This window comes from Allobrachymonas denitrificans DSM 15123 (assembly GCF_900110225.1).
In the GTDB taxonomy this organism is placed as follows: domain Bacteria; phylum Pseudomonadota; class Gammaproteobacteria; order Burkholderiales; family Burkholderiaceae_C; genus Brachymonas; species Brachymonas denitrificans.
This window is the reverse complement of sequence record NZ_FOCW01000005.1, coordinates 70036-94950: the sequence shown is the minus strand read 5'-3', so window position 1 is coordinate 94950 and position 24915 is coordinate 70036. Positions and strand designations below refer to the sequence as shown.

General features: G+C 61.6%; 18 protein-coding genes and 2 tRNA genes. 12 read left to right on the top strand and 8 right to left on the bottom strand.

Annotated features, from left to right (window positions below):
- Positions 1 to 27 precede the first annotated feature (27 nt).
- The 10 genes from tilS to BMW28_RS09545 all read left to right on the top strand — a co-directional run bounded on the left by tilS (position 28) and on the right by BMW28_RS09545 (position 12301).
- A complete protein-coding gene (tilS, locus tag BMW28_RS09595; RefSeq protein WP_091817152.1) occupies positions 28 to 1179 on the top strand; it encodes a tRNA lysidine(34) synthetase TilS in 1152 nt (383 codons plus the stop codon).
- A gap of 71 nt (positions 1180 to 1250) precedes the next feature.
- Positions 1251 to 2522, top strand: a complete 1272-nt coding sequence (locus tag BMW28_RS09590) for an aspartate kinase (protein WP_091817150.1) — start codon at positions 1251 to 1253, stop codon at positions 2520 to 2522.
- A gap of 36 nt (positions 2523 to 2558) precedes the next feature.
- Positions 2559 to 2651, top strand: a tRNA-Ser gene (locus BMW28_RS09585).
- A 431-nt stretch (positions 2652 to 3082) separates the two neighbouring features.
- The gene (gene fdnG, locus BMW28_RS09575) at positions 3083 to 6148 is read left to right on the top strand and encodes a formate dehydrogenase-N subunit alpha (protein WP_143280578.1); all 3066 of its coding nucleotides are present in this window, start codon (positions 3083 to 3085) and stop codon (positions 6146 to 6148) included.
- Positions 6149 to 6161: 13 nt separating this feature from the next.
- Positions 6162 to 7112 (top strand): formate dehydrogenase subunit beta, encoded by a 951-nt coding sequence (gene fdxH, locus BMW28_RS09570; RefSeq protein ID WP_234970106.1) that lies wholly within the window; start codon positions 6162 to 6164, stop codon positions 7110 to 7112.
- The gene (locus BMW28_RS09565) at positions 7112 to 7744 is read left to right on the top strand and encodes a formate dehydrogenase subunit gamma (RefSeq protein WP_091817142.1); all 633 of its coding nucleotides are present in this window, start codon (positions 7112 to 7114) and stop codon (positions 7742 to 7744) included. Before fdxH ends, BMW28_RS09565 begins: the two co-directional genes overlap by 1 nt.
- Before the next feature lie 60 nt (positions 7745 to 7804).
- On the top strand, positions 7805 to 8824 hold the full coding sequence (fdhE, locus tag BMW28_RS09560; protein ID WP_091817139.1) for a formate dehydrogenase accessory protein FdhE: 1020 nt from the start codon (positions 7805 to 7807) through the stop codon (positions 8822 to 8824).
- On the top strand, positions 8821 to 10278 hold the full coding sequence (gene selA, locus BMW28_RS09555; protein WP_407640948.1) for an L-seryl-tRNA(Sec) selenium transferase: 1458 nt from the start codon (positions 8821 to 8823) through the stop codon (positions 10276 to 10278). The genes fdhE and selA overlap by 4 nt, the downstream gene beginning before the upstream one ends.
- Complete coding sequence (gene selB, locus BMW28_RS09550; RefSeq protein WP_091817136.1) at positions 10275 to 12194, top strand: selenocysteine-specific translation elongation factor; 1920 nt, start codon at positions 10275 to 10277, stop codon at positions 12192 to 12194. Before selA ends, selB begins: the two co-directional genes overlap by 4 nt.
- An 11-nt stretch (positions 12195 to 12205) precedes the next feature.
- Positions 12206 to 12301, top strand: a tRNA-Sec gene (locus tag BMW28_RS09545).
- A 102-nt stretch (positions 12302 to 12403) separates the two neighbouring features.
- Here BMW28_RS09545 and BMW28_RS09540 read toward each other — a convergent pair.
- A complete protein-coding gene (locus BMW28_RS09540) occupies positions 12404 to 13162 on the bottom strand; it encodes a TerC family protein (RefSeq protein WP_091817243.1) in 759 nt (252 codons plus the stop codon).
- A 171-nt stretch (positions 13163 to 13333) separates the two neighbouring features.
- On the opposite strand from BMW28_RS09540, the gene nhaR reads away from it, so the two are divergent.
- Together nhaR and BMW28_RS12785 are read left to right on the top strand one after the other, a co-directional pair.
- A complete protein-coding gene (gene nhaR, locus BMW28_RS09535; RefSeq protein ID WP_091817134.1) occupies positions 13334 to 14227 on the top strand; it encodes a transcriptional activator NhaR in 894 nt (297 codons plus the stop codon).
- Between the two features lie 80 nt (positions 14228 to 14307).
- Complete coding sequence (locus BMW28_RS12785) at positions 14308 to 14526, top strand: hypothetical protein (protein ID WP_143280577.1); 219 nt, start codon at positions 14308 to 14310, stop codon at positions 14524 to 14526.
- Here the strand turns inward: BMW28_RS12785 and BMW28_RS09530 are convergent.
- The 7 genes from BMW28_RS09530 to BMW28_RS09505 are packed head-to-tail and all read right to left on the bottom strand — an operon-like array spanning position 14496 to position 24871.
- On the bottom strand, positions 14496 to 15218 hold the full coding sequence (locus BMW28_RS09530) for a hypothetical protein (RefSeq protein ID WP_091817132.1): 723 nt from the start codon (positions 15216 to 15218) through the stop codon (positions 14496 to 14498). The two genes, BMW28_RS12785 and BMW28_RS09530, sit on opposite strands and share 31 nt — an antisense overlap.
- Positions 15215 to 17245, bottom strand: coding sequence for a BREX-3 system phosphatase PglZ (pglZ, locus tag BMW28_RS09525; protein WP_091817129.1), 2031 nt, complete (start codon positions 17243 to 17245; stop codon positions 15215 to 15217). Before pglZ ends, BMW28_RS09530 begins: the two co-directional genes overlap by 4 nt.
- Positions 17242 to 20055, bottom strand: a complete 2814-nt coding sequence (locus BMW28_RS09520) for a DEAD/DEAH box helicase (RefSeq protein WP_091817127.1) — start codon at positions 20053 to 20055, stop codon at positions 17242 to 17244. Before BMW28_RS09520 ends, pglZ begins: the two co-directional genes overlap by 4 nt.
- On the bottom strand, positions 20052 to 20705 hold the full coding sequence (locus BMW28_RS09515) for a hypothetical protein (protein WP_091817124.1): 654 nt from the start codon (positions 20703 to 20705) through the stop codon (positions 20052 to 20054). The genes BMW28_RS09520 and BMW28_RS09515 overlap by 4 nt, the downstream gene beginning before the upstream one ends.
- 3 nt (positions 20706 to 20708) lie before the next feature.
- Positions 20709 to 21938 (bottom strand): AAA family ATPase, encoded by a 1230-nt coding sequence (locus BMW28_RS09510; protein WP_091817121.1) that lies wholly within the window; start codon positions 21936 to 21938, stop codon positions 20709 to 20711.
- On the bottom strand, positions 21939 to 22082 hold the full coding sequence (locus BMW28_RS12920; protein WP_159430744.1) for a hypothetical protein: 144 nt from the start codon (positions 22080 to 22082) through the stop codon (positions 21939 to 21941).
- The gene (locus tag BMW28_RS09505; RefSeq protein WP_091817119.1) at positions 22079 to 24871 is read right to left on the bottom strand and encodes a DNA methyltransferase; all 2793 of its coding nucleotides are present in this window, start codon (positions 24869 to 24871) and stop codon (positions 22079 to 22081) included. The genes BMW28_RS12920 and BMW28_RS09505 overlap by 4 nt, the downstream gene beginning before the upstream one ends.
- Between the last annotated feature and the right edge of the window lie 44 nt (positions 24872 to 24915).

Genomic DNA, 24915 nt, shown 5'->3' with positions numbered 1-24915 from the left:
GGCCGGCTTGCGGCGCGGGGTGGGGTCATGACGTCTTCTCGCGCCAGGTTGTCTTCTTCTGCCGGTGAGCTGCATTGGCTGCAGGCGCCGCCGTCCGTGGTGGATGACGCGGTGCGCCGCTGGTGGCAGGCATTGCCACAGCAGCCCGAGGTGCTGGCCGTGGCATTCAGCAGCGGGGCGGATTCGACGGCCTTGCTGCTGGCGGTGTGGCGCATGGCGGTGCAGGCACGGCAGCGGGATGCGGCCGCTTTGCCGCGGCGCGTGGTGGCACTGCATGTGCATCATGGCTTGCAGGAGGCTGCGGACCGGTTTGAAGCTGCTGGAGAGGAGTTCTGCAGGTGTTTGCGGGATGCGCTGGCTACCCAATCGGGGAAGGCAGAGAACGAAGCACTCCGGACTCTTGCAGCACCCCCTGACCTTGCATGGCGCAGTGCGCGGGTGACCATCGCGCTGGCAGCCGGCGACAGCCTGGAAGCCCGTGCCCGCGAAGAGCGCTACACCGCCTTGGCACGCATGGCGCAGGAAGAGGGCGCTGGCGTGGTGCTGCTGGGTCATCATGCCGATGACCAGGCCGAAAGCGTGCTGCTGGCGCTGAGCCGGGGTGCAGGCGTGGCAGGGCTGGCTGGCATGAGCACTGCCTTCACACGGCAGGGATCACGGTTTGCGCGGCCCTTGCTGGAGGTGCCTGGACAGGCATTGCGTGACTGGCTGCGCGAGTTGCAGATTCCCTGGCAGGAAGACCCCAGCAACACCGATCTGCGCTTTACCCGCAACCGCTTTCGCCATGCCGTGTTTCCGGCGCTGGAGCAGGCCATGCCGGCATTCCGCACCAGTTTTGCGCGCAGCGCCAGGCTGGCGGCTGAAGCTGACTTGCTGCTGGGCGAGCTGGCGCAGCACGATCTGGCTGCCGTGGGTGAGCCGCCTGCCATCAAGCCCCTTCAAACGCTGAGCCGCGAACGGCAGACCAATGTACTGCGTTGGTGGCTCAAGCAGCGCCATGGCGCGGTCGGCAGCGAGGCGCAGATGCGGGCTCTGCTCGAAGTGCTGGCTGCGTGCACCACGCGCGGGCACCAGATCCACATCCGTGTCGGTGCGGGCTATGTACAACGGAGGGATGCGCGTCTCACTTGGGTGCCGCAACACCTTGGTACAATAAAGGGTTGTCCGCCCTCGTCGTGAGGCGAAAGGGCTGGCACGGTTTTTTTACGCGCAGGCGCAGGCCTGTGCACCAATGAATTGCTGATAACACTATGGCACTGATTGTTCACAAGTACGGCGGCACCTCCATGGGCTCGACCGATCGTATCCGCAACGTCGCCAAGCGCGTCGCCAAATGGGCGCGTGCCGGCCACCAGGTGGTGGTGGTTCCTTCCGCCATGAGCGGCGAAACCAATCGCCTGCTGGGTCTGGCCCGTGAGCTGTCGCCCGAGAAGTCCACCAAGGAAGTCCTGCGCGAACTGGACATGATCGCCTCCACTGGCGAGCAGGTTTCTGTGGGCCTGCTGTCGCTGGCACTGCAGTCCGAAGGCCAGCCCGCCATCAGCTTCACCGGCTGGCAGGTTCCGGTCAAGACCAACGACTCCTACACCAAGGCGCGCATCGATTCCATCGATGACCAGCGCGTGAAGGCCGAGCTGAACGCCGGCAAGGTGGTGATCATCACCGGTTTCCAGGGCATCGACGAGCACAACAACGTCACCACGCTGGGCCGTGGCGGCAGCGATACCTCCGCCGTGGCTGTGGCGGCTGCTCTGGGTGCCGATGAGTGCCTGATCTTCACCGATGTGGATGGCGTGTACACCACCGATCCCCGCATCGTGCCCGAGGCGCGTCGCCTGGGCAGCGTGAGCTTCGAGGAGATGCTGGAAATGGCATCGCTGGGCTCCAAGGTGCTGCAGATCCGTTCCGTCGAGTTTGCCGGCAAGTACAAGGTGCCGATGCGCGTGCTGAGCAGCTTCACCCCCTGGGACATCGACATCAACGTGGAAGCCAAATCCGGTACCCTGATTACTTTTGAGGAAGACAAGAATATGGAAAAAGCCATCGTCTCCGGCATCGCCTTCAACCGCGACGAAGCCAAGATCTCCGTGCTGGGTGTGCCGGACAAGCCGGGCATTGCCTACAGCATCCTGGGCGCCGTTGCCGAAGCCAACATCGAAGTGGACGTGATCATCCAGAACATCAGCAAGGATGGCAAGACCGACTTCAGCTTCACCGTGAATCACGGTGACTTCGAGCGCGCGCTGGAACTGCTGCGCACCAAGGTGCAGCCCGAAGTGGGCGCTGCCGAAGTGGTGGGCGATCCGCGCATTGCCAAGGTGAGCATCGTCGGCATCGGCATGCGCAGCCACGTCGGCGTTGCCAGCAAGATGTTCAAGGCGCTGGCCGATGAAGGCATCAACATCCAGATGATCTCCACTTCCGAGATCAAGACTTCCGTCGTGATCGACGAAAAGTACATGGAACTGGCCGTGCGTACGCTGCACCGCGCATTTGAACTGGATCAGGCGCCGCAGGCGTAAACCTGGCCGGTTTTGGGCTATAATTCAGCCTTCTTAGGAAACGTGACCGAGAGGCCGAAGGTGCTCCCCTGCTAAGGGAGTATGGGGTGTAGAGCCCCATCGAGGGTTCGAATCCCTCCGTTTCCGCCAGAATAAAAAGCCAAGTGATTGATTTCACTTGGCTTTTTTGTTTTTCGGGGTGCCGAAGCATTAAGTTCCGCTTTTTCCATGCGGGCATGGCCGTGTGATCGGAGGCAACGCAAGAAACGAGCTCACGCCAATTCAAATCCTTTTTCCTCCATTCCGGTTGCCGGTCAAGTTCAGGGATCTCATGGTGGCTCTCTGGAAGGGAACTATTCCATCTGCGCGCAATGGCCTGGGGAGCATCACTCGTTCCGGCTCTGGCTGAGCTGCAGGGGTTCGCGCCGTTCAAGGAATTTAAAAAATGGCAAGAATCCATTGAAATTTAGTCAACAGCCTCTGCGCTGGCATGGGTTAACCCTTGAATTTAAGGGGTCTTGAAGGGCTAAGATAAGCCGTGTCAAGAAGTATCCCGAACAGGAAGAAGGAGGGCTGAAACAATGGACATGGACCGGAGACAATTCTTCCGGGTCAGTGGCGCAGGGCTGGTGGGATCCAGCCTGGTGGCTCTGGGCTTCTCGCCCACGGCTGCCCTTGCCGAAACGCGCAACTTCAAGCTGGCCCGCACCATCGAAACCCGCAACACTTGCACCTATTGCTCGGTTGGTTGCGGCCTGATCATGTACACCCTGGGTGATGGCTCCAAGAACGTGCGCGGCAGCATCATCCACATCGAGGGCGACCCGGACCATCCGGTCAGCCGCGGCTCGCTGTGCCCGAAGGGCGCCGGCCTGCTCGATTTCGTCCACAGCCCCAACCGCCTGAAGTACCCCGAGGTGCGCGAGCCGGGCAGCAAGGAATGGAAGCGCATCAGCTGGGACGAGGCGATGACGCGCATCGTCAAGTTCATGAAGGAAGACCGCGACGCGAACTTCCAGACGACCAACGCCGCCGGACAGGTCGTCAACCGCTGGACGAGCACCGGCTTTCTGGCTGCATCGGCATCGTCCAACGAGGCTGGCTACATCACGCACAAGGTGATGCGCAGCCTCGGCACACTGGTATTCGATAACCAGGCACGTGTCTGACACGGCCCGACGGTAGCCAGTCTGGCTCCGACGTTTGGCCGCGGCGCGATGACCAACCACTGGGAGGACATCAAGAACGCCGATCTCGTGCTGATCATGGGCGGGAACGCTGCAGAAGCGCATCCCGTGGGTTTCAAATGGGTGATCGAGGCGAAGCAGCGCAACAAGGCGAAGCTGATCGTGGTCGATCCGCGCTTCACGCGCTCGGCCGCCATGGCCGATTACTACGCACCGTTGCGTGCCGGCAGTGACATTGCCTTCCTGGGCGGTGTGGTCAACTACCTGCTGAGCAACAACAAGATCCAGACGGAATACGTCCGCAACTACACCAATGCCACTTTCATCGTGGGCGAGGGTTACCGTTTCGAGGACGGCATCTTCTCGGGTTACGACGCCGAGGCGCGCAAGTACGACAACGCGAGCTGGGGCTACGAGAAAGAGGGTGATTACGCCAAGGTCGACATGACCATGGAGCACCCGCGCTGCGTGCTGCAGATCATGAAGCAGCACTACAGCCGCTACACGCCCGAGATGGTCGAGCAGATCACCGGCACGCCCAGGGACAAGTTCCTGAAGGTGTGCGAGATGATTGCCAGCACGTCCACCACGGATCGTGTGATGACGGTGATGTATGCCCTGGGCTGGACCCAGCACAGCATCGGCTCGCAGATCATCCGCACGGCCGCCATCATGCAGCTGCTGCTGGGTAACGTGGGCCAGCTGGGCGGTGGCGTGAACGCGCTGCGCGGTCACAGCAACATCCAGGGCCTGACGGACCTGGGCCTGCTCTCCACCAACCTGCCGGGTTACCTGTCCCTGCCGCGCGACAGCGAGCAGGATCTGGCAACCTACTATGCGGCGCGTGCCCTCAAGCCGCTGCGCCCGAACCAGATGAGCTACTGGCAGAACTATCCCAAGTTCTTCGTCAGCATGCAGAAGGCCTGGTTTGGCGATGCGGCCACGGCCGAGAACGACTGGGCCTACCACTATCTGCCGAAGTGGGACCGGCTGTATGACGTGCTGGTCGCGTTCGAGCTGATGAACCAGGGCAAGCTCAATGGGTATTTCTGCCAGGGCTTCAACCCGGTGGGCTCCTTCCCCAACAAGAAGAAGATCATCGCCGGCCTGAGCAAGCTCAAGTACCTGGTCACCATGGATCCGCTCAACACCGAAACGTCGGAATTCTGGCAGAACTTCGGTGAGTCCAACGACGTCAAGAGCGAAGAGATCCAGACCACGGTGTTCCGCCTGCCGACCTGCTGCTTTGCCGAGGAGGATGGTTCCATCACCAACTCCAGCCGCTGGCTGCAGTGGCACTGGAAGGGCGCCAACCCGCCGGGTGAAGCCAAGCCGGACATGGAAATCATGGCCGAGCTGTTCCTGCGCCTGCGCAACGCCTACCGCAAGGATGGTGGTGCCTTCCCCGACCCGATCCTGAACCTGGACTGGAAATACCGTGTGCCGCACGCGCCCACGGCTTCCGAGCTGGCCATGGAATCGAACGGCAAGGCGCTAGCCGAACTGACCGACGCCGCCACCGGCAACGTGATCCTGAAGGCGGGCCAGCAGGTGTCCAGCTTTGCGCAACTGCGCGATGATGGCAGCACGGCATGCGGCTGCTGGATTTACGCCGGCTCCTGGACCGAGGCAGGCAACATGATGGCGCGCCGCGACAACAGCGATCCGTGGAACAACGGCCAGACGCCCAACTGGGCCTGGTGCTGGCCGGTCAACCGCCGCATCCTGTACAACGCCGCCTCGGCTGCCCCTGATGGCAAGCCCTGGGATGCCAAGCGCCGCCTGGTGTTCTGGAACGGCAAGCAATGGACCGGTTCCGACGTGCCCGACTACAAGGCCGACGCCAACCCGGCCGATGCCGAGCGCATGCAGCCGTTCATCATGACGGCCGAAGGCGTGGCACGCCTGTTCGCGCCCAGCGGCATGGCTGACGGCCCGCTGCCCGAGCACTACGAGCCCTTCGAGTCTCCGCTGACCCGCAACCCCATGCACCCGAACAACGCCAAGGCCATGTCCAACCCGGCCGCGCGCGTGTTCAAGGGCGACATGGAGGCTTTCGGCAAGCCGTCGGAGTTCCCGTATGTGGCGACCAGCTACCGTCTGACGGAGCACTTCCACTACTGGACCAAGAACGCGCTGAGCAACGCCATCCTGCAGCCCGAGCAGTTCATCGAGATCGGTGAAGAGCTGGCCAAGGCCAAGGGCATCGCGCAGGGTGATCGCGTCAAGGTCAGTTCCAACCGCGGCTTCATCAAGGCCGTGGCGGTGGTGACCAAGCGGATCCAGCAACTGACCGTGGACGGCCAGAAGGTGGATACCGTGGGGTTGCCCAACCACTGGGGCTATGTGGGCCTGACCAAGCCCGGTTATCTGGTGAATACGCTGACCCCGTTCGTGGGCGATGCGAATACCCAGACACCCGAGTACAAGTCCTTTACCGTCAACATCGAGAAGATCTGAGGGGGAGCGAAACATGTCATCTTTGCAATCCCTGGATATCGCCAAGCGTTCCGCCACCACCACGCCCACCCCGCAGGTGCGCACTGCGGTGCCGGAAGTCGCCAAGCTGATCGATGTGTCGTCCTGCATCGGCTGCAAGGCCTGTCAGGTCGCCTGCATGCAGTGGAACGATCTGCGCCCCGAAGTGGGCCACAACGTCGGGGTGTACGACAACCCGGCCGATCTGGCCCCCGAGGCCTGGACCGTGATGCGCTTCTCCGAAGTGGAGGTGGAGCAGGGCAAGCTCGAGTGGCTGATCCGCAAGGACGGCTGCATGCACTGCGAGGACCCGGGCTGCCTGAAGGCCTGCCCGGCCCCCGGTGCCATCGTCAAGTACGCCAACGGCATTGTGGATTTCATCAGTGAAAACTGCATTGGCTGCGGCTACTGCGTGAAGGGCTGCCCGTTCGACGTGCCGCGCATCAGCACCAAGGACAACAAGGCCTACAAGTGCTCGCTCTGCTCGGACCGTGTTGGCGTGGGCCTGGAGCCGGCCTGCGTCAAGACCTGCCCGACCGGCGCGATCCGCTTCGGCACCAAGTCCGACATGCTGGACTTCGGCGCCACCCGCGTGGCCGACCTGAAGGAGCGTGGCTACGAGAACGCCGGCGTGTACAACCCCGAAGGAGTGCAGGGCACGCACGTCATGTACGTGCTGCAGCACGCCGACAAGCCGGAGCTGTACAACGACCTGCCCAAGGACCCGGCCATCAGCCCGCTGGTGGGCCTGTGGAAAGGCATTGCCAAGCCGCTGGCCCTGGCGGCCATGATCGGTGCGGCCGTGACCGGCTTCTTCCACTACGTGAAGGTCGGTCCGGAAGAGGAACCCGAGGATGAGGCCGATGTGCCTGATCCGGTGCGCACTGCCGATGGCAGACTGGTGCAGATCCTGCCGGCGCACGAGTCCGAGAAAGGAGAATCGTGATGAAACGCTATCTGCATCGACACAGTGGTGTGACGCGCTTCAACCACTGGATCATGGTCATCCTGTTCGGCCTGGCGGGATTCTCGGGGCTGGCGCTGTTCCATCCCAACCTGTTCCCGCTGACCGGCATCTTTGGCGGCCCGCAATGGACGCGCATTGTGCACCCGTACTTCGGTATCGGCGTGTTCATCGCCTTCCTGTTCATGCTGGCGCGCTACTGGCGCGACAACCTGCCGACCAAGGATGACGCGGAGTGGATCAAGCACTCGGGCGACATGCTCAAGGGCAACCAGACCGCCATGCCGCCGGTGGGCAAGTACAACGCCGGCCAGAAAGGCGTGTTCTGGGGCGTGTGCATCTGCCTGATCGTGCTGCTGGTGACTGGTGTGCTGTTCTGGCAGGCCTGGTTTGCCGATTCCGTGCCGATCCCGCTGCAACGTCTGGCCGTGGTGCTGCACGCGCTGGCTGCCTTCATCATCTCGCTGCTGGTGGTCATCCACATCTATGCAGCGCTGTGGGTGAAGGGCACCGTGCGCGCCATGACCCAGGGCACGGTTTCTGCCGGCTGGGCCAAGCAGCATCACTATCTGTGGTACAAGAAGGTCACTGGAGGCAGTACCGACCGTACCTGATCCGCATTGCCGGTAACAGGCCCCGGCGGCAAGTGCAGCCGGGGCTTTCTTTTTGGATTTATGGACAAGATCACATCCACCGCGCGTCTGATGGACGCCGAAGAACTGGCACAGCGCCAGGCCGGCGAGGCCAGCTTTCTGCAACTGCCGGCACGCAGCAGCGTGTTTGCCGAGCGCTCCATGCGCCTGCGCCAACTCGCCAGCGGGCATGCCATGGGCAAGTTCCTGCAATTCATGGCCGAGCTGGCGGATGCGCAGCAGCGCGCGCTGGCGAGTTTTCCCGTTGTTCCGCTGCCGGATGGCGAGGCGCTGATGCAGGCATCGCGCCTGGGCATGCCGCCGCTGCCGGGCGAGCATTGGCCGCGTGATCCCGCATGGCAGCAGTGCCTGCGCCAGATTGCGACGGAGGTGTTGCCCAAGGCACCGGAGGGCGGCCGCGAAGTGCTGCAAGACCTGACCCAGGCCGATGGCGAGTGGCTGGAGCAGCAGGCCGACAAGCTGCTGCACGGTGTGATGCAGGGGCTGGACATGGCCGCTGCGCCCATCATTGCTTCCGCTTTGCAGGTGTACTGGACGCATCTGGTGATTGCCGTGCAGGAGCAGGGCGCACCGGCGGGGCTCGCCGAGCCGTTCGGCCGCGTGGACGATGCCACGGCCTGCCCCTGCTGCGGCAGCCGGCCCACGGCCAGTGTGGTCAAGGCCGGGGCCGAACGTGGCGGCCAGCGCTACCTGCACTGCTCGCTGTGCAGCACGCAATGGCACATGGTGCGCATCAAGTGCACGCACTGCGAATCGACCAAGGGTCTGGTGTACGAATCGATGGCGCCAGTCGACGCCACCGAAGAGGAAAGCAAGGGCCGCGAACCCGTGGTGCAGGCCGAGGCCTGCAGCGAATGCGGGCATTACCTCAAGCTGGTGCATGCCGACCGCGACGTGATGGCCGAGCCGGTGGCGGATGATCTGGCCACCCTCACGCTGGACCTGCTGGTGGCCGAAACCGGCCTGCAGCGCCATGGCGTGAACCTGCTGCTGCTGTTCGGGGAGTCGGAAGAGCCGGCTCCCGATCCGGAGTTGCAATGATGCAGCGGCCCGACGAATCCGTGGTGCACGGTTCGCGGGCCGGGCAGACAGCCCAGCCACGCGATCTTCCTTCTGTAGACCGACTGCTGCGCGAGCCGGCGGTGCAAGCGTTGCTGGCCGAACATGGCCACACGCTGTTGGCTGGTGAGGCGCGTGCCTTGCTGGATGCCCAGCGTGCCGAAGTGATCGGTGGCAACGTGCTGCTGGACGATGTAGTCTTGCCCGTGCTTTCCGCCAAGCTGCAGGAGCGCGTGCAGGAGTGCCTGCAGCCCCGTATGCGCGCCGTGCTCAACCTGACGGGCACCGTCATCCACACCAACCTGGGCCGCAGCCTGCTCGCCGAGCCGGCGCTGCAGCACATGCTGACCATGATGGCCGGCCCCAACAACCTGGAATACGATCTGGAAACCGGCGCGCGCGGCGACCGTGACAGCATCATCGAAGAGATGCTGTGCACGTTGACCGGCGCTGAAGCGGCTACGGTGGTCAACAACAATGCCGCAGCCGTGCTGCTGACGCTGGCCGCGCTGGCACGCGGGCGCGAGGTGATCGTCTCGCGGGGCGAGCTGGTAGAAATCGGCGGAGCCTTCCGCATGCCGGACGTGATGGAAAGCGCCGGTGCCCGGCTGGTGGAGGTGGGCACGACCAACCGCACCCATGCGCAGGACTACGAGCGCGCCATCAATGCCAACACCGCGCTGCTGATGAAGGTGCATACGAGCAACTATGCGGTGCAGGGTTTTACCAAGGCGGTGAGCGAGGCCGAACTGGCCGACATTGCGCGTGCCCGTGGCGTGCCGCTGGCGACCGATCTGGGCAGTGGCTCTCTGGTGGATCTGGCCAGCTACGGCCTGCCGCGCGAGCCCTTGCCGCAGGAAATGATCGCGGCCGGCTGCGATGTGGTGACCTTCAGCGGGGACAAGCTGCTGGGTGGACCGCAGGCGGGCCTGATCGTCGGCAGCAAGGAAATGGTGGGGCGCATCCGCAAGTTCCCGATGAAGCGGGCGCTGCGCATGAGCAAGCTGCCGCTGGCCGCGCTGGAAGCTACGTTGATGTTGTACCTGCGTCCGGAGCGGCTGACGCAGGATCTTCCCACCTTGCGTCTGCTGACGCGGCCGGAGGCCCAGATTCGCGCACAGGCACAGCAATTGCTGGATGCGGTCGCGCAGGCCGTGGCACCGCGCTTTGTCGTGAGTGTAGTGGCGCTGCAGGGGCAGATCGGCTCTGGTTCGCTGCCGGTGGATCGTCTGCCTTCTGCCGGTCTGGCGATTGCGCCTGTGCAGAAAAAGGGGGCTGGCCGTGCGCTGGATGAGCTGGCGACGGCATTGCGCCGCTTGCCGCTGCCGGTGATCGGCCGCATCGCGGAAGACCGGCTGCTGCTGGATCTGCGCTGCCTGGAGGATTCCGCGCAACTGCTGAACCAGTTGCCTGCCCTGCAAGAGGCGCTCGCATGATCGTCGGGACGGCGGGCCATATCGACCATGGCAAGAGCACGCTGGTGCGCGCGCTGACGGGCGTGGACACCGACCGCTTGCCGGAAGAGAAGAAGCGCGGCATCAGCATCGAGCTGGGCTATGCCTTTCTGGATGTGCCGGAGAGTGGCGAGCGGATCGGCTTTGTCGATGTGCCCGGCCATGAGCGACTGGTGCACACCATGCTGGCGGGCGCCAGCGGGATCGACTTTGCCCTGTTGCTGGTTGCGGCGGATGATGGCGTGATGCCGCAGACGCGCGAGCATCTGGCGGTGCTGTCGCTGCTGGGCAAGGAGCGCGGCGCGGTGGTGCTGACCAAGGCGGACCGGGTGGATGCTGCGCAGCTGGATGCTGTGGAGCTTGAGGTGCGGCAGCTGTTGCAGGGGAGTACCCTGGCGCAGGCTCTCATCGTGCGCGTGTCTGCGCAGACGGGGCAGGGGGTGGACGCGCTGCGGGAGTTGCTGTGGCAGGAGGCGCGCTTTCGGGCTGCTGATCAAGTTCCGGTACAGCCGGCGCTGGCGTTCCGCCTTGCCATTGACCGCAGCTTCACGCTGGGCGGCACCGGCACGGTGGTGACCGGTACCATCCACCACGGCAGCGTGCGCGTGGGCGATACGCTTTCCCTGGTCCCGTCGATGAAGCAGGTGCGCGTGCGCAGCCTGCATGCGCAGAACCAGCCGGTGCAGCAGGCGCAGGCGGGCCAACGCTGTGCGGTGGCGCTAGCCGGCATCGACAAGGACGCCGTGCACCGTGGCGACTGGCTGGTTGATTCCGCAGTGGCGCTTGCGACGGACCGTTTCGACGTGACGCTAACGCTGTGGAAGGACGAAGAGAAGCCCTTGCGCTCCGGCGCGCGCGTACAGGTACATCTGGGCGCTGCGAGCGTGCCGGGAACGGTGGCCTTGCTGGATGCAGAGCAACTGCCACCAGGCGGCGCGGCCAAGGCCCAGATCATCACCCGTACGCCGCTGGGCGCCTGGCATGGCGACCGTGTGGTGCTGCGTGACGCCTCGGCCACGCGGACCATGGCGGGCGGGCAGGTACTTGATCCGCGTGCTCCGGTGCGCTACCGTCGTACGCCGCAGCGGCTGGCATTGCTGGCGGCTTTACAACAGCCATCGGTCACTGCTCGGTTATCTGAATATTCAGAAATAAACCCGAACGGGATGGATTTGCGTAATTTTTCTAGGTCACAAGGGATTCTGCAAGCTCCCACTCGACCGGAAGATGCTCTGGAGCGCCGCGATGGCGATGCCCACTGGATTCTGGCCGCAACTCCGCTGAAAGCGGTGCTGGCGCATCTGGCGACGGTGCTGGCAAGCTACCACGAGCAGCACCCGGACGAACTCGGCCCTGTCAACTCCCGCCTGCGCCGCCTCGCACAGCCGCGCATGCCGGAAGCTCTGTGGCAGGCCGTGCTTGAGCATGCGGAGCAGCAGGGCATACTCCAACTCAAAGGCCCGTTCGTCCATCTGCCAGAACACGGCGTGCGCCTCTCTGCCACCGAGGAGCGCGTGGCGCAGAAGGCACTGCCGCATCTGCTGCAGTCCGGCGCCGAGGGCGCCTGGGCTCGTGATCTCGCCAAGCTCACCGCAGAGCCCGAGCCGCTGCTGCGCGCTACGCTGGCGCGTCTGGCGTGTCGTGGAGAACTGCACCAGGTCGTCAAGGATTTGTACTATGCCGGCGAAATCATGCGCGATTTGGCGCATACTGTGCGCCGGCTGGCAGAAGCGCAGGACGGGCAACTGCAGGCCGCCGATTTCCGCGACGCCACCGGCCTCGGCCGCAAGCGCGCGATCCAGATTCTGGAATACTTCGACCGCATCGGCCTGCTGCGCCGTGTTGGCGACGTGCACAAGCTGCGCACGGATTGTTCGCTGTTTCAGGAGTCTGCCTGAAGCGGCAAAAGGGAAGGGCAACGATCCTGGTGGGTCGGCCGGGCTTCAAACCCGGTGGGTGGCGCCAAGCGCTGCCGGGTGGGTTCGACTCCCATGCCCTTCCGCCAATTGGCATTGATGCGCTTGAGCCGAATGCACAACGCAAAAAAAGCCCGCCCCCGCAGGGACAGGCTATGAAGGGGCTAACGCCCTGAGGTGAACCCGTTACCTTATTCGGCCTTGACCGCAGCCAGTCTCTGTCGCTTGGCGCGGGCGCGGATGTTGAGCGCTTCCACCGCCAGCGAAAACGCCATGGCCGCGTAGATATAGCCCTTGGGCATGTGCACTTCGAACGCCTCGGCCGTCAACGCCATGCCCACCATCACCAGGAAGGCCAGCGCCAGCACCTTGACGGAAGGGTGCTTGTCCACAAACTCGCCGATCGGGCGGGCGGCGAACATCATCACGCCCACGGAAGTGACCACGGCGGCGACCATCACCCAGATCTGGTCCACCATGCCCACGGCGGTGATGACGGAATCCAGCGAAAACACGATGTCGATGATGGCGATCTGGGCAATGATGCTCCAGAACAGCTTGCTGCCGCCGGCCTTGATGGCCTCGCCGTCGGTCTGCGGCGGCGCGTCTTCCTCGCGCGCTTCCACTTCCACGAAAATCTCGTGCGATGCCTTGTACAGCAGGAACAGGCCACCCAGCAGCAGCACCAGATCGCGGCCGCTGATGCCCTGGCCAAACACCTGGAACAGGTCGGCCTTGAGGCCCATCACCCAGCTCAGCGAGAACAGCAGCAGCAGGCGCGTGATCATGGCAAAGCCCAGGCCCAGCTGGCGCGCGCGGTTGCGGAACTGCACCGGCAGGCGGCCGACCAGCACCGAGATGAAGATGATGTTGTCCACGCCGAGCACGATCTCGAGTGCGGTCAGCATGGCGAAGGCGATCCAGACGTTCGGATCCAGCAGAAATTCCATGATGGTGAAACAGAAGGGCAAACGCGGGGCATGCAGAGCCGCCGTGCCCGATGCGGCAGCCCCTTCCCGAAGAAAGTGTGATTCTAGAAACTGTCGATCATTCGGTAAATTAGAAATTTCGCACTGAAATTTCCAGAAAAACTGATAATTGGGCATAGCAAGGAGAAGCGCATGCTCAACTACAAGCATCTTCATTACTTCCAGCAGGTGGCCGAGGCCGGCGGCATCTCGCGCGCCAGTGAGCGCCTGCATGTCAGCCCGCAAACCATCAGCACGCAGATTTCCGAACTGGAAGACCGGCTGGGCGTGGAGCTGTTCGTCAAGAACGGGCGCTCGCTGGAGCTGACCGAAACCGGCCGCCTCACGCTGCAATACGCGCGCGACATCTTCACCACGGGGGCCGAACTGGAAGCCGTGCTGCGCGACCGCAGCGGGCGCGGCAAGGCGCTGGAGTTCCGGGTGGGCGTGGCGGACAGCGTGTCCAAGGCCGTGGCCTTCCACCTGGTGGAGCCGGCGCTGGAACTGCCCGACCCGGTGCGGCTGGTCTGCCAGGAAGGGCGCATGGAGCGCCTGCTGTCCGAACTGGGCATGCACCGGCTGGACCTGGTGCTGGCCGATGCACCCGTGCCGTCCACCGTGAGCGTGCGCGCCTACAGCCACCGGCTGGGAGCGACGGAGGTGGCCTTCTATGCGGCGGGGAGCCTGCGCGAGCGCTTTGCGGGGGAGTTTCCGGCCTGCCTGAATGGCGCGCCAGTGCTGCTGCCGGGCGCCGATGCCGCCATCAGCCAGCGCCTGCGCGCCTGGTTCGAACGTGCTGGCGTGCGCCCGGTGGTGGTGGGGGAGTTTGACGACAGTGCGCTGGCGCAGGAGTTTGGCAAGAAAGGCGTCGGTTTCTTCGTCGGGCCGGCTTTTCTTGCGCCTTCAATCACCGCGCAGCACGGGATGCTGGCGGTGGGACTGGCGCAGGGGGTGCGGGATGAGTTTTATGCGCTGTCGATTGAGCGCAGGATTACGCATCGGTGTGTGGTGGCGATCACGGAGGCGGCGCGGGGGATGTTGGGGTAAAACCCTCCCCGATCACCCAACCGCCTGGCGCACAGATATTCTGACACTCCCGCTTGGTTGGCGGCACCAAGACTGCGTCAATGAAACATTCCCGCGTTGTGCCCGAATTGATCAGATCGTCGATGTCCTCCAGCAAACTGACTTACTTCCTTGTCCATCCAGATGCACTCGCGCTGGAAGTTTGGGACGATGTAGAAGCACTCACGGGATGTTCCCTCAATGCTCTATTTGTGGTTTCCGATGTGGGCATTCTCTTTTTCCTTCTTCTTCAAATCGCGCTGCGCAAAGCGACAAACTGATTACTCGGCCCTTCCGACCGCAGCATCAGGTTTGCACTGTTCGACACCACGTAGGCCAGAGGCCGCGTCAAGTTGAACGGAAACAGCACGGGTAGCGACTGCAGGCTGGGCACTGAAACGGGCTTACCTGCGTAGCGGACGGCAGCTTCGATCAGCCAAGCAGTGAGCGCATCGTCATCGATACTCGTCTGTGGCAAGCGAATGACCCGCTTGCCTTTCTCGACCCGCTCCACGGCGCCCCAACTCGCCTGGCTCTGGATGACCATGTTGGTCATGCGCCGAGTGCCTTCGCGCTCTCCGTAGGTCTCGCTCATCCGGCGATGCACTTCGGCGGACGCGCAGTCGCCCTGGATGGCGGAGAGGCGGCCCACCAGCTCGGCCACTTTGCCAAAAAACGGGTAGGTCGCCACCGACATGCCCCAGCACAGCGCCGCGACCGGTATGTCCGGCTGCGTCTTGTGGATGGCCACGCCGCGATCCGCGTAATCGACCAGTTCGGCGCGCGGCTCCAGCCACAGCCGATTCAATACGGTGCGTGTTTTCTTCTTGGCTTCCACGCCAAGCTCGGCTGCATCGAGCAGTGCATTCAGATCATCTAGCCCAGCCACGCCCGCACGAATATTCAGTGCCGCAGCCGCCCAATCAAGCTGAATGAACCGATCAAAGCCTATTTTTGGGGCTGATGAATTCATTCGGTACCAATCACATAACTGACTTTCACAAAGGGCACGATCAGCTCTTCGATCGACACCCCGCCGTGGACCACCACCTGCTCGCCCTCCGGCACAAAGGCGGTTCGTCCGCCTGCGAATAGGGGCATGAAGTTCGCGGGTAGTCCAGCGATGTCCAACCTCACTGTGGAGGGATAGGCCGCAGCGGAATCGGCCAGCAACGGCTCACTTCGGTAGACCCGCACGCGCTCACCGCGGGTCTCGGCAATAACGCCCTGGTTGGGTCTGCCGACGCCAGTGGATTCCACGTTGCCGTGGTCCGCCGTGAGGTAGATGTGGTAACCCTTATCCAGCAGCAGCGAGAACAGCCGGTCGACGAATCCGGTTGTCAGCCAGTTGCCGATCCACATCGCCACGTCTTTCTTGGACCGCTCCTTGTGGAGCCGGTCATCCACCTCATCGATGACCAGGCCCACCACCTTCGGGCGCCGGTCGTTCAAGTCCGCCTCAAGCACATCCAGTTGATCAATCTGGCGCAGCGCGCGTCGGTACATCACCTCATTCGAGTTGACGCCTTCGTTCTGCCAGAACGTCTTCCACAAGGATTCCTCCTTGTCCGTCCGGTCGATGGAGTCATCGAACTCACGCGGTTTCAACCCAGAAAACAGCGCCTGGCGCGACACCGATGTCACAGTCGGCAGCCAGGCGAACGCGGTTCCCTCGTCGAACGCGAATCGCTTGGTGGTGGCGATCAGGCGCTCGCGGATCTGCACCCACTGGTCGAAGGCCAGTCCGTCGAAGACCAGCAGAGCCACCTTGGTTTCCCCTGCGGATCGCCGATGGCGCAAGAAACGCGGCACGTGGTGCACCATCACCGGGCCCTTGGTCACCGGCTGCAGGATCAGGTCGGCGTAATGCTTGGCTGCGACCCAGGCTTGCAGGCGCTCGTCCGATTGCGCTTGCAATGTCTTGATGCGATCCCGGATCGCAGGCAAGTGTTCGCTGCCTTCCGTGCCTGGCAGACCATGCGTGCGAGCCAGGATCTCACCGTAACGCTTGGCGAACTCGCTCCAGTCCTTGTGCGACGAGGCGGCCGTTGGCGTCGTCTCGATCAGACCATCGATGCCCTTGAGCACCAAAGCCTGCAATGCCGCCGGGTCCTGAACAATCCCCGCCTTGATCCAACTCGGCATCCCCGCCGGGACGCTGTGCACCGCCAAGGGATGCAAGCTGCCGTCGAGGAACATGGAGTCGACCAGCACCTGCACATCGGAGTGATCGAAGGGGATATCGATCTTGGCGACGCCATCTTTTCCCAAATAAGCTGGCGGTGGCGGTTCGCCCGTGCGCGTGCCATCCAGTCCAAGTGTCTTCAGGTAGCGATACCACGCATCCTGCACCACGCGCAGCAGCGAGCTCTTGGACGCCAGCCATGTGGCGACGGGTTGGTCGGTGAACAGCCCCTTGCCTTGAATGATGCCTGCCGCGTGCTGGGCAAACAGGGGCGGCAACGAGCGGTTGGCAAAGTGAAGCCGCAGCAGCTCACGCCAGAAGTCCACCGGATTGCGAATCGACCTCGGCGCCAGTTGGTAGACGTGTTCGAGGATGAAGTCCTTGGACTCGTTCTCGCCCCGTGCATTCTGCAATTCCATCTGGTGGGCATGAAACAGTCCGGCAAGATGCTCCGGCTCGACTTGCTGCACTGCGCTGTAAGCCAGCTTGGGGAACAGATCGGCAAGGCTGAGGCGCACCACACGCCCGTGATGCACGATGTCCCACGGCAACGCATTCGCGTCGGCGCTACGCAGATGCAGAACCAACGATGGCGCAGGCCCTTGCTCACCCCGATCCCAGGCGGCGCGATAGCGTTCCTCATATTCCGCGCGGAAGGCGAACGGGTCTTCGTACAGCATCAGCTCGAAGCCGCGCCCGCGCAGCTCGGTCAACAGCTTCTCGTCGAGCAACACATCGTCAGGGTCGCACGCCACCCACAGCCGGGTGAGGTCGGCTGTGAAATGGCTCAGGATGCGTTCCGTCCAAAGGCTCATGCATCACCTCCGACGCGCACCATCATCACGGCATTCAAATCCGGCACGCTGGCCTCCATGTCGTCCAGGGCGGCCATGCGTGCATCGTGTTCCTGTTGCAGTCGCTTGCGCCGGTGCTCGCGCACGGCGGGCAGGCCGATTCGCCCGATGGCCTGACCTCGGGCCTCAAAGGCATACACCGCACGTTCGCGTTCTTCCTTCAGCCGGGCGCGGTGTTCGGTCAGTAGTTCGTTGAAGATCCGTTCGCCCTGGGTACTGGCAGCCGCCTGCGATGCCTCGAAACACTTCGCCGACTCCTCGGCACCCGTCACGGCATGCACGTCTACGGTTTCGGTCAGCAGCAGATCCCAGACGCGCTTGGCGGTCGGCACGAAGGGCCGGCCTTCCTCGTTGATGAACACCGGAAGGAAGCGCTTCCGACTCAAGCCCTCAGCCGCCAGGCTGATCTCCCATAGCGACCAGATACCGCGAACCGAATCCGGCAAGCCGGTCACGCGGATCACCGGTAGTGGCTGCCCGGCGACAAAGCGTGGCAGCTCACTGATCACAGCCCGGGCGCGTGGGTCTTCCATCGTGACCCATTCCAACTCCGGGTTCTCGTCCGCCGTGCGGGCGTCAAAGCAGGCATGTGCCGACTCACTGCCGTCTGCCCACTTCACCCGCCACGCATTGCCAATCTTCGTTGCCGAGCCGCCGCGCGCAGCCAACCCGCTGGTGATGGCGCGCTCCAGCCAGAACTGCGCCGGGTGGTCACGCCACTTGCGGGCATCGTCGGCATCCAGATCATGTTCGGTGGTCAGCAGATCACTGTTCTTCTTCGACTCCGCCAGGGTGGAACGCAATTGCGACACCACCGCGTCGCACTCCTGTTCGATGGCATCCGGGTTCTGCAGGCCATGCACGAACAGCTCATCGAAGATCGGGTCGGCTTCGACCGAATCCATCACGTCAGCCGCCTTGTCGACGCCAAACTCCTGTGCGATGACTTCCAGCTTTTCTTCCAGCACCTGGCGCACGCGGTGCTCCACGGTGTCTTCGAGCACGAAGTTGATGGCGCGGACCACATGCTTCTGTCCAATGCGGTCTACCCGGCCAATGCGCTGCTCGATCCGCATCGGGTTCCACGGCATGTCGAAGTTGACGATGACGTGGCAGAACTGCAGGTTCAGACCTTCACCACCGGCATCGGTCGATATCAGCACGCGTACATCCTTGGAGAACGCCTGCTGCGCACGGGTACGGGTTTCCAGATCCATGCTGCCGTTGAGCGTCGCCACCGAAAAGCCACGGCTCTCCAAGAAATCGGCCAGCATCGCTTGGGTTGGCACGAACTCGGTGAAGATCAGCACCTTCAGCGCCGGGTCACCTTCCTCCTGCTGCAGCTTGTAAATCAGCTCCAGCAGTGCCTCGGCCTTGGCATCGGTGCCTGCAGCTTCGGTTTCCCGCGCCAATTCCAACAGCATCTCGACTTCGGACTTCTCCAACTCCCAGCCGCTGGACTGCATGGCCAGATCCACCTGGGACTGGCCGTCCAGGTCCGCCCATTCATCGGCGCTGGTGTTCTCGAACAGGTTGGCCTGCGGCTGCGGTGCTTCCAGCAGGGCCTGGCGCTTTTCCAGCGTGGTGCGGATGGCTGCCGTGCTGGAGGTCACCAGCCGCTGCATCAGGATCATCAAGAACCCGATGTGGCGCTGCTTGGCCGCCATGGCCTGGTTGTAGCCATGGCGCACATAGTCGGTCACCGCCTCGTACAGGCGCTGCTGCGAACCGTGGCGTGCCTGCCAGGCAACCGCCTGCAGCCGGGTGACGCGCGGCTTGAACAGTGGCTGGCCCTCGGCATTGATGGACACACGCTTCTCGGTGCGGATCACGAAGGGCCGCACCCGGTCACGGCTGACGCTGCTCTCGTCCGGGAAGGCTTCGCGGTCCAGCAACTGCATCAGCCGCATGAACTGGTCGGTCTTGCCCTGGTGCGGCGTGGCCGACAGCAGCAAGAGATAGGGCGACGCTTCGGCCAGCGCCGCGCCCAGCTTGTAGCGCGCCACCTGCTCGGTGCTACCGCCCATGCGGTGGGCCTCGTCGATGATGACCAGATCCCACGACGCTGAGATCAGGTCCTCGAAGCGCTCGCGGTTGTAGGTATTGAGTTGCTCCAGGCTCCAGCCGCGCCGACTTTCCATGGGCTTCACCGAGTCCAGCGAACAGATCACCTGGTCGTGCATGCGCCACAGGTTTTCTTCCTCGCCCGCGCCGCCGCTGCGCCACTGCCGGAAGGCCGCCAGCTCGGACGGTTCGATGAACTGGAACTTCTCGCCGAAGTGCAGACGCATCTCCGCCTGCCACTGGCGTACCAGCCCCTTGGGCGCCACCACCAGGATGCGCTTTACCCGGCCACGCAACTTCAACTCGCGCAGCACCAAGCCAGCCTCGATGGTTTTGCCCAGGCCCACCTCATCGGCCAGCAGGTAGCGGATGCGATCACGGCTGATGGCGCGATTCAGTGCATAGAGCTGGTGCGGTAGTGGCACCACGCTAGACTGGATCGGCGCCAACAGCAGGTTGTCCTCCAGCGCGTCCAGCAGCTTGGCTGCCGCCGTGGTGTGCAGGATCTGCTCGACGCTCGGGCGCACGCTTTCCAGCGCAGCAAGGTCCGTCGCTCGGGCGCGCACCACCGCGTCCTTGGCCGGCAGCCACACGCGGTAGGCGACCTCGCCCCACACATCCTGACGTTCGATCACACGGCACGGCGATGCCTGCCGGGTGAACCAGCACCAGTCGCCGATGGTGAATTTTCCGTTGGCAGCGTTCAAACAGCCTCCGCGACCAAGCGACGCAGCCCATCACGCAACTTGCCGAAGCTCGGAGAGACATTACGGTCCGGATCCAATAATGGGCCAATTCTCTCCGCCCACTCATGCTTTACCTGTCCCGGCAAAGGCCAACCGGCTTTCTTGATTGCAGCTGAACCTCCTGGATAAATCGCATCTGCCAACAACTCCCATGTGCCGCAAACACTGTCTTGCACATAGCGATTCAACACATCCGCCTTGGCACGCGGATAGGCATCTATCAGTGCTTGCCTATCGCCTAAATACCAAGCCTCCACCTCCTCGATAGCTAGCCGGAACAGTGTGTTCGGTGCAGGGTGACAGCCTGCAGCCAACGCTTTTAACTCATTCAAGAAATCCACACAGCTTCGCCTGTCTGTGTCCAGCACAACCACCACCGCGTCAATACCTGGCGTTCGCCCATACCCCTGCAGCAGCCGAGGTAGCTGATCAAGCAAAATCCGCTTGGCCGGATCAGCACTACCCTTGAGGTTTCTTGGAATGCGACCTATGCCTTTGTAGGAATGCATGCTCCATGTGTGCGGATTCCCATATTCACCCAGCAGCTTGGGCAGCACTACTTCCAGCAGCGTCTCCCCAGAGCTGTCTTCGACCAGTATCTCGATATGCATTGCTCACCTCGCATCAAGATAGTCGCTGTACCACAACCCGCCCAGCGGCAAACCTTCGGCTACCAGGTTTCTAACCACCTCCAACTCAGACGCACGGCGGATCGTGGAATAGCCATCAGAGCCTTTTTCCAAGATCCAGACTTCTTCAGGCGACAATGCATCCACAAAGTAGGGTTGATGTGTAGTGACAAACACTTGCGGCGCATTCTTTTTACCCGTGGCATGGGCTCGGAACTCCTGCGCCAGGGCCTCCAAGAGCTTGTGATAGAGCCCGTTTTCCGGCTCCTCGATACAGATGAAAGGCGGCGGTTCGGGATCTTCCAGCAGCAGTAAATAGGCGAACATCTTCAGCGTGCCGTCAGACATCTGCTGGGCAAAGAAGGGGTCGCCAAATGCACCATCGTTGAAGCGCAGCAATACGCGCTTGTCGTCGGTCACTTTGGTATCGATCTTGGCTATACCAGGAATTTTGCTGGCGATGCGATCCAGAATGCTCCTGAAGCGGTCCTTATGCTCGCGCTCCATGAACTGAACCACGTTCCCGATGTTGTCGCCATGAACGTTCAAATGTCGCTGAGGACCAGCAGTTGGCAGACTGCGAGCTGCATCCGGATAGAAGTACGACAGGTACCAACCCTTGAGGAAGTCTCTGAATTTCCGAATCCGTGGATGCTCCTTCAACGTCCCCAGCGTCGAAATACCCAGTTCACGTGGGTCGGTCAGCTCTACGGGGCTACTTGAACTGTCTTCCTCTGCGGTATCACCAATGGCTTCTTCACCTGCCCACACTGTGCCTTTGCCGTGTTCAAGACGCAAAAAGGGATAGGGCCGCCCGTATTTCTGATTCTTACGACGCTGCCGCAACACTTCGGATAGCACGAAGGGGCGACCGTTGGCATCCAGATCAATCGACAACTCGTAGGTGATAGGGCGTTCGTTTTGCGCTTCACGGTAGTAGATCTCGAATCGAATGGGCTCTGTAATGCCTTTTGACCGCATGCGCTCGAAGCCACCTCGCTGTTTCATGTCGCAAGCGGTTTCCACGTCGGTGGCTAGGCAATCCGCCACAAATCCGAATGCATCGAACAACGTGCTTTTACCAACCCCGTTCTTGCCAATCACAACAGTGAATGGCGTGAGTGGCTCACCAGCCTGTTCCCCTGACAGTTTGCCAAGTGACACATCACGCAACGCCCGAAAGTTCTGAACGCGAAATCCTTCAATGATGGCCATCTATTTCTCCTTAGTACTGACCGTAGCTAGATGATCAATCGCCTTGGCCGCATCAAAATCATGATTCCAGTCGCCCACACCTTGCTGCGCCTCGCCGATGAGCTGGATCAGCGATGCATCATTGACCTCCTGGAATGTGCTCATAGACCATCCTCGGTACGGGTCAGCGCGAGGTCATAGAGGGTGAGCAGCTTCTCGTCCTCTTGCAGCGCTTCGTCGGGCACTTTCTTCGCGATGTCGATGATCGTCTGGTAGTCCTTATTGCCCCATGCGGCCCTGAAGCCAGCGCGCAACGCTTCCAGGCGGAACTCCTTCAGACGGCGACCCGTGAACGCTCGGTAGTGGTCAAACTCCTTGAGCAGCGCCTTCTCGCGTTTCTTCTCCAAGTCCTGTGACTTGTTCGGGTCGGGCACGTACCAGCGATCCTTGGCCTTGGCCACAAGGGCTGGGCTGTTCTTCTCCAAACCGCGCAGATCCTTGTGGTTGGTCGAGAGGTAGCTGTGGATCTGGCTCGGAACCTCACCCGTGCCGTCGTACTGAATGAAGTTGTCTTCGAGCAGGGCGGCAAGTTCCGGCTTCGACTCGTGCTTCTTCCAGCCTGCCCCGAGCTGGCTGATGAAATCGGTGTGGACCTCTTGGTAGGTTGATGGGCGACGCTTCAAGAAATCAGTCAACCAATCAATCGCGCTGCGCTCATCGGAAACGAACATCTCCATTTGTGGTGCTTGCGCAACCTGAGCTCGCTTCCTGTCGTACTCGGCAACCTGATCCGCCAAGAACACCATTCCATCGCGATGCGCAAAGCGCTGGGTAAGACCAGCCTGGAATTCATGGGTGGACATTGGAACCGGGAAGTTGTGTCGTACAAACCATGCCACCATGCGATCAAATATGATCCGAGGATCGCGCTCAGCAATAAACTCAAGATCGCCAGCCTTGACCTTGACGGTTGGCAGATAGCTCAGGTGCGTTCGCACGAAATCCCATACTGAATCCTCGCTGCCGCCGGCTTTGGCGAAGCGATCCTCAAGGCCACCATTTGGCTTGTAGGCTGAAATTACGAGGTCTTGCTTTACAGCCGTTGTTGTAGTGACCACCTTGAAACTTCCTTGCTTTTTGTCAAGAGCAGAAACATTGGCGACAACAAATCCTGCCTCCTGCAGAGCAATCTGAATCGCGTTCCACACTGACGCCTGCGTGTTGGAAAACTCGATGGTCATCCAACGCCCAGGCTTGAGAATCCGATAGGCTTCTGCGAAGCAGGCGGTCATCAGATGCCTGTAGTCATCGAGACTTTTTTTGTGCGCTTTATTCTCTATCGCCTCTGGCTTGTTGTTAGTTATTACTTTCAGCCAAGACTCCCACAGGAAATTCAGCTCTGAGTAGTTGATGTTCGCTCCGAACGGCGGATCGAAAAATACATAGTCAGCACTGTTCGCCGGCATCGTTATCGATGCGTTATGACCGGTAGTAACGCACTGACTTTTTAGCGCCGCTTTGTAGGCGCGTCGAATCATTTCGACCTTCTCGGCAAAAGCGTTGAATACGTTTTGCTCGCCTTGGAGCGAAGGCACGTACAAGGTACCAGCAGTCCACCCCTTCATCGGGCCTGTAGACTTGTCGAACCATGCTGGAGCGCGAAAGCGCGACATCCGCGTCAGCACAGAAAAACAATCAAGCAACGCTAGCTTCAAGAGGGGTGATGCGGCTTGGTCAGTTATCTGGCGCATTAGCGTTGAAATGACGTGAAGATTTCTTTGTGTAAAGAAATGATGGACGTGTGTCATTCCTATCGGGTCGTTCCTGCGCGATTCACCGCCTTCCATCATTCGCTCTGAAGGATGCCAATCACTGACTGGCTTCGCGGCAATCCTTTCGACTAATTGAAGATCAAACGCATCTGGCGTCTTCTCGAACCGCGACTTGCCAACGCTGTAGTTGATTAGCACCGGAACCTGTTTTGCCTGACGAACCGTCTGCTTGATCGACTCATCGAATAGAGTCGCCCACGCACGGTCCAAGCTCCGCTTGGTGATCTGTGCAGAACAATGCGGACACTTGAATTCATCAAGGATCCGCTTCCCCACCTGATCAACTGCCGCATCCCAAAAGACTACTTCGCCCGCGCATTCGGGACAGGTGAAGACATCTGACCAGACCGTGTAATTGATTCGGCCCTTGGCCACGCCATCTGTATGTGTGGTCTCGTACATCCATCCGAGCTTCTTTTCGACCTCCCCTAGAACTCGTTTAGCCTGCGCGTCGAAATCGAGCGAGTCGACTTGGGTGTTGTAGTTGTACGCAATAAAAGTGGCCGCTGTAGACAGATCATTCAATACCGCGTGCCGCGCCCCGATTTTCGAGAACGCCTTCCAAGTAGTTTTTCCATCCTCTTGGCGTGGTTCCAAGATCGTTCCGTCTGCTTCAACCCGGTAGCCAAGTGACGTAACGACCGATCTGTCACTACAAAGCTGAGCGGCGACGCCGGTCATTCCAGTGCCGCAAAATCCATCAAAGACCACATCACCAGGCTGCGTGTAGTGCAGGATGTACCGCATGATTGCTTTATGCGGAACCTTGGTGTGATAACTATGTGCGTTGTAAATCGGGTCGTTCTTCCCTTCACTAACATCGGCGGCGAAGGGTTCTTTACTGTATGAAACCGATGAGTCGTAGCTCTTGCCGCAATGCCTGACGAACTCCTCGATGAAAGGGTTGGGGCACGCCGTGTAGTACGGCGGGTCGGAAAGCGCCAGGATGTCTTCGTCCGACCCTACGGGAAAACCTTCGATCTTCCGGAACGCTGGATCTTTGAGCTTTTCGGCAAGCAGCTTCAGGTAGTGCTCGCGGCGAGCCTCATCACTCGGGAATGTTTGCCCGAGGCATTCAACCGGGCCGGACTTGGCCGCGTGGTTCTGGAAAAGATCACTCATCAGTCGTTCCTCAAATTCTTCTTGTCATGGTCGAGCGATCACCG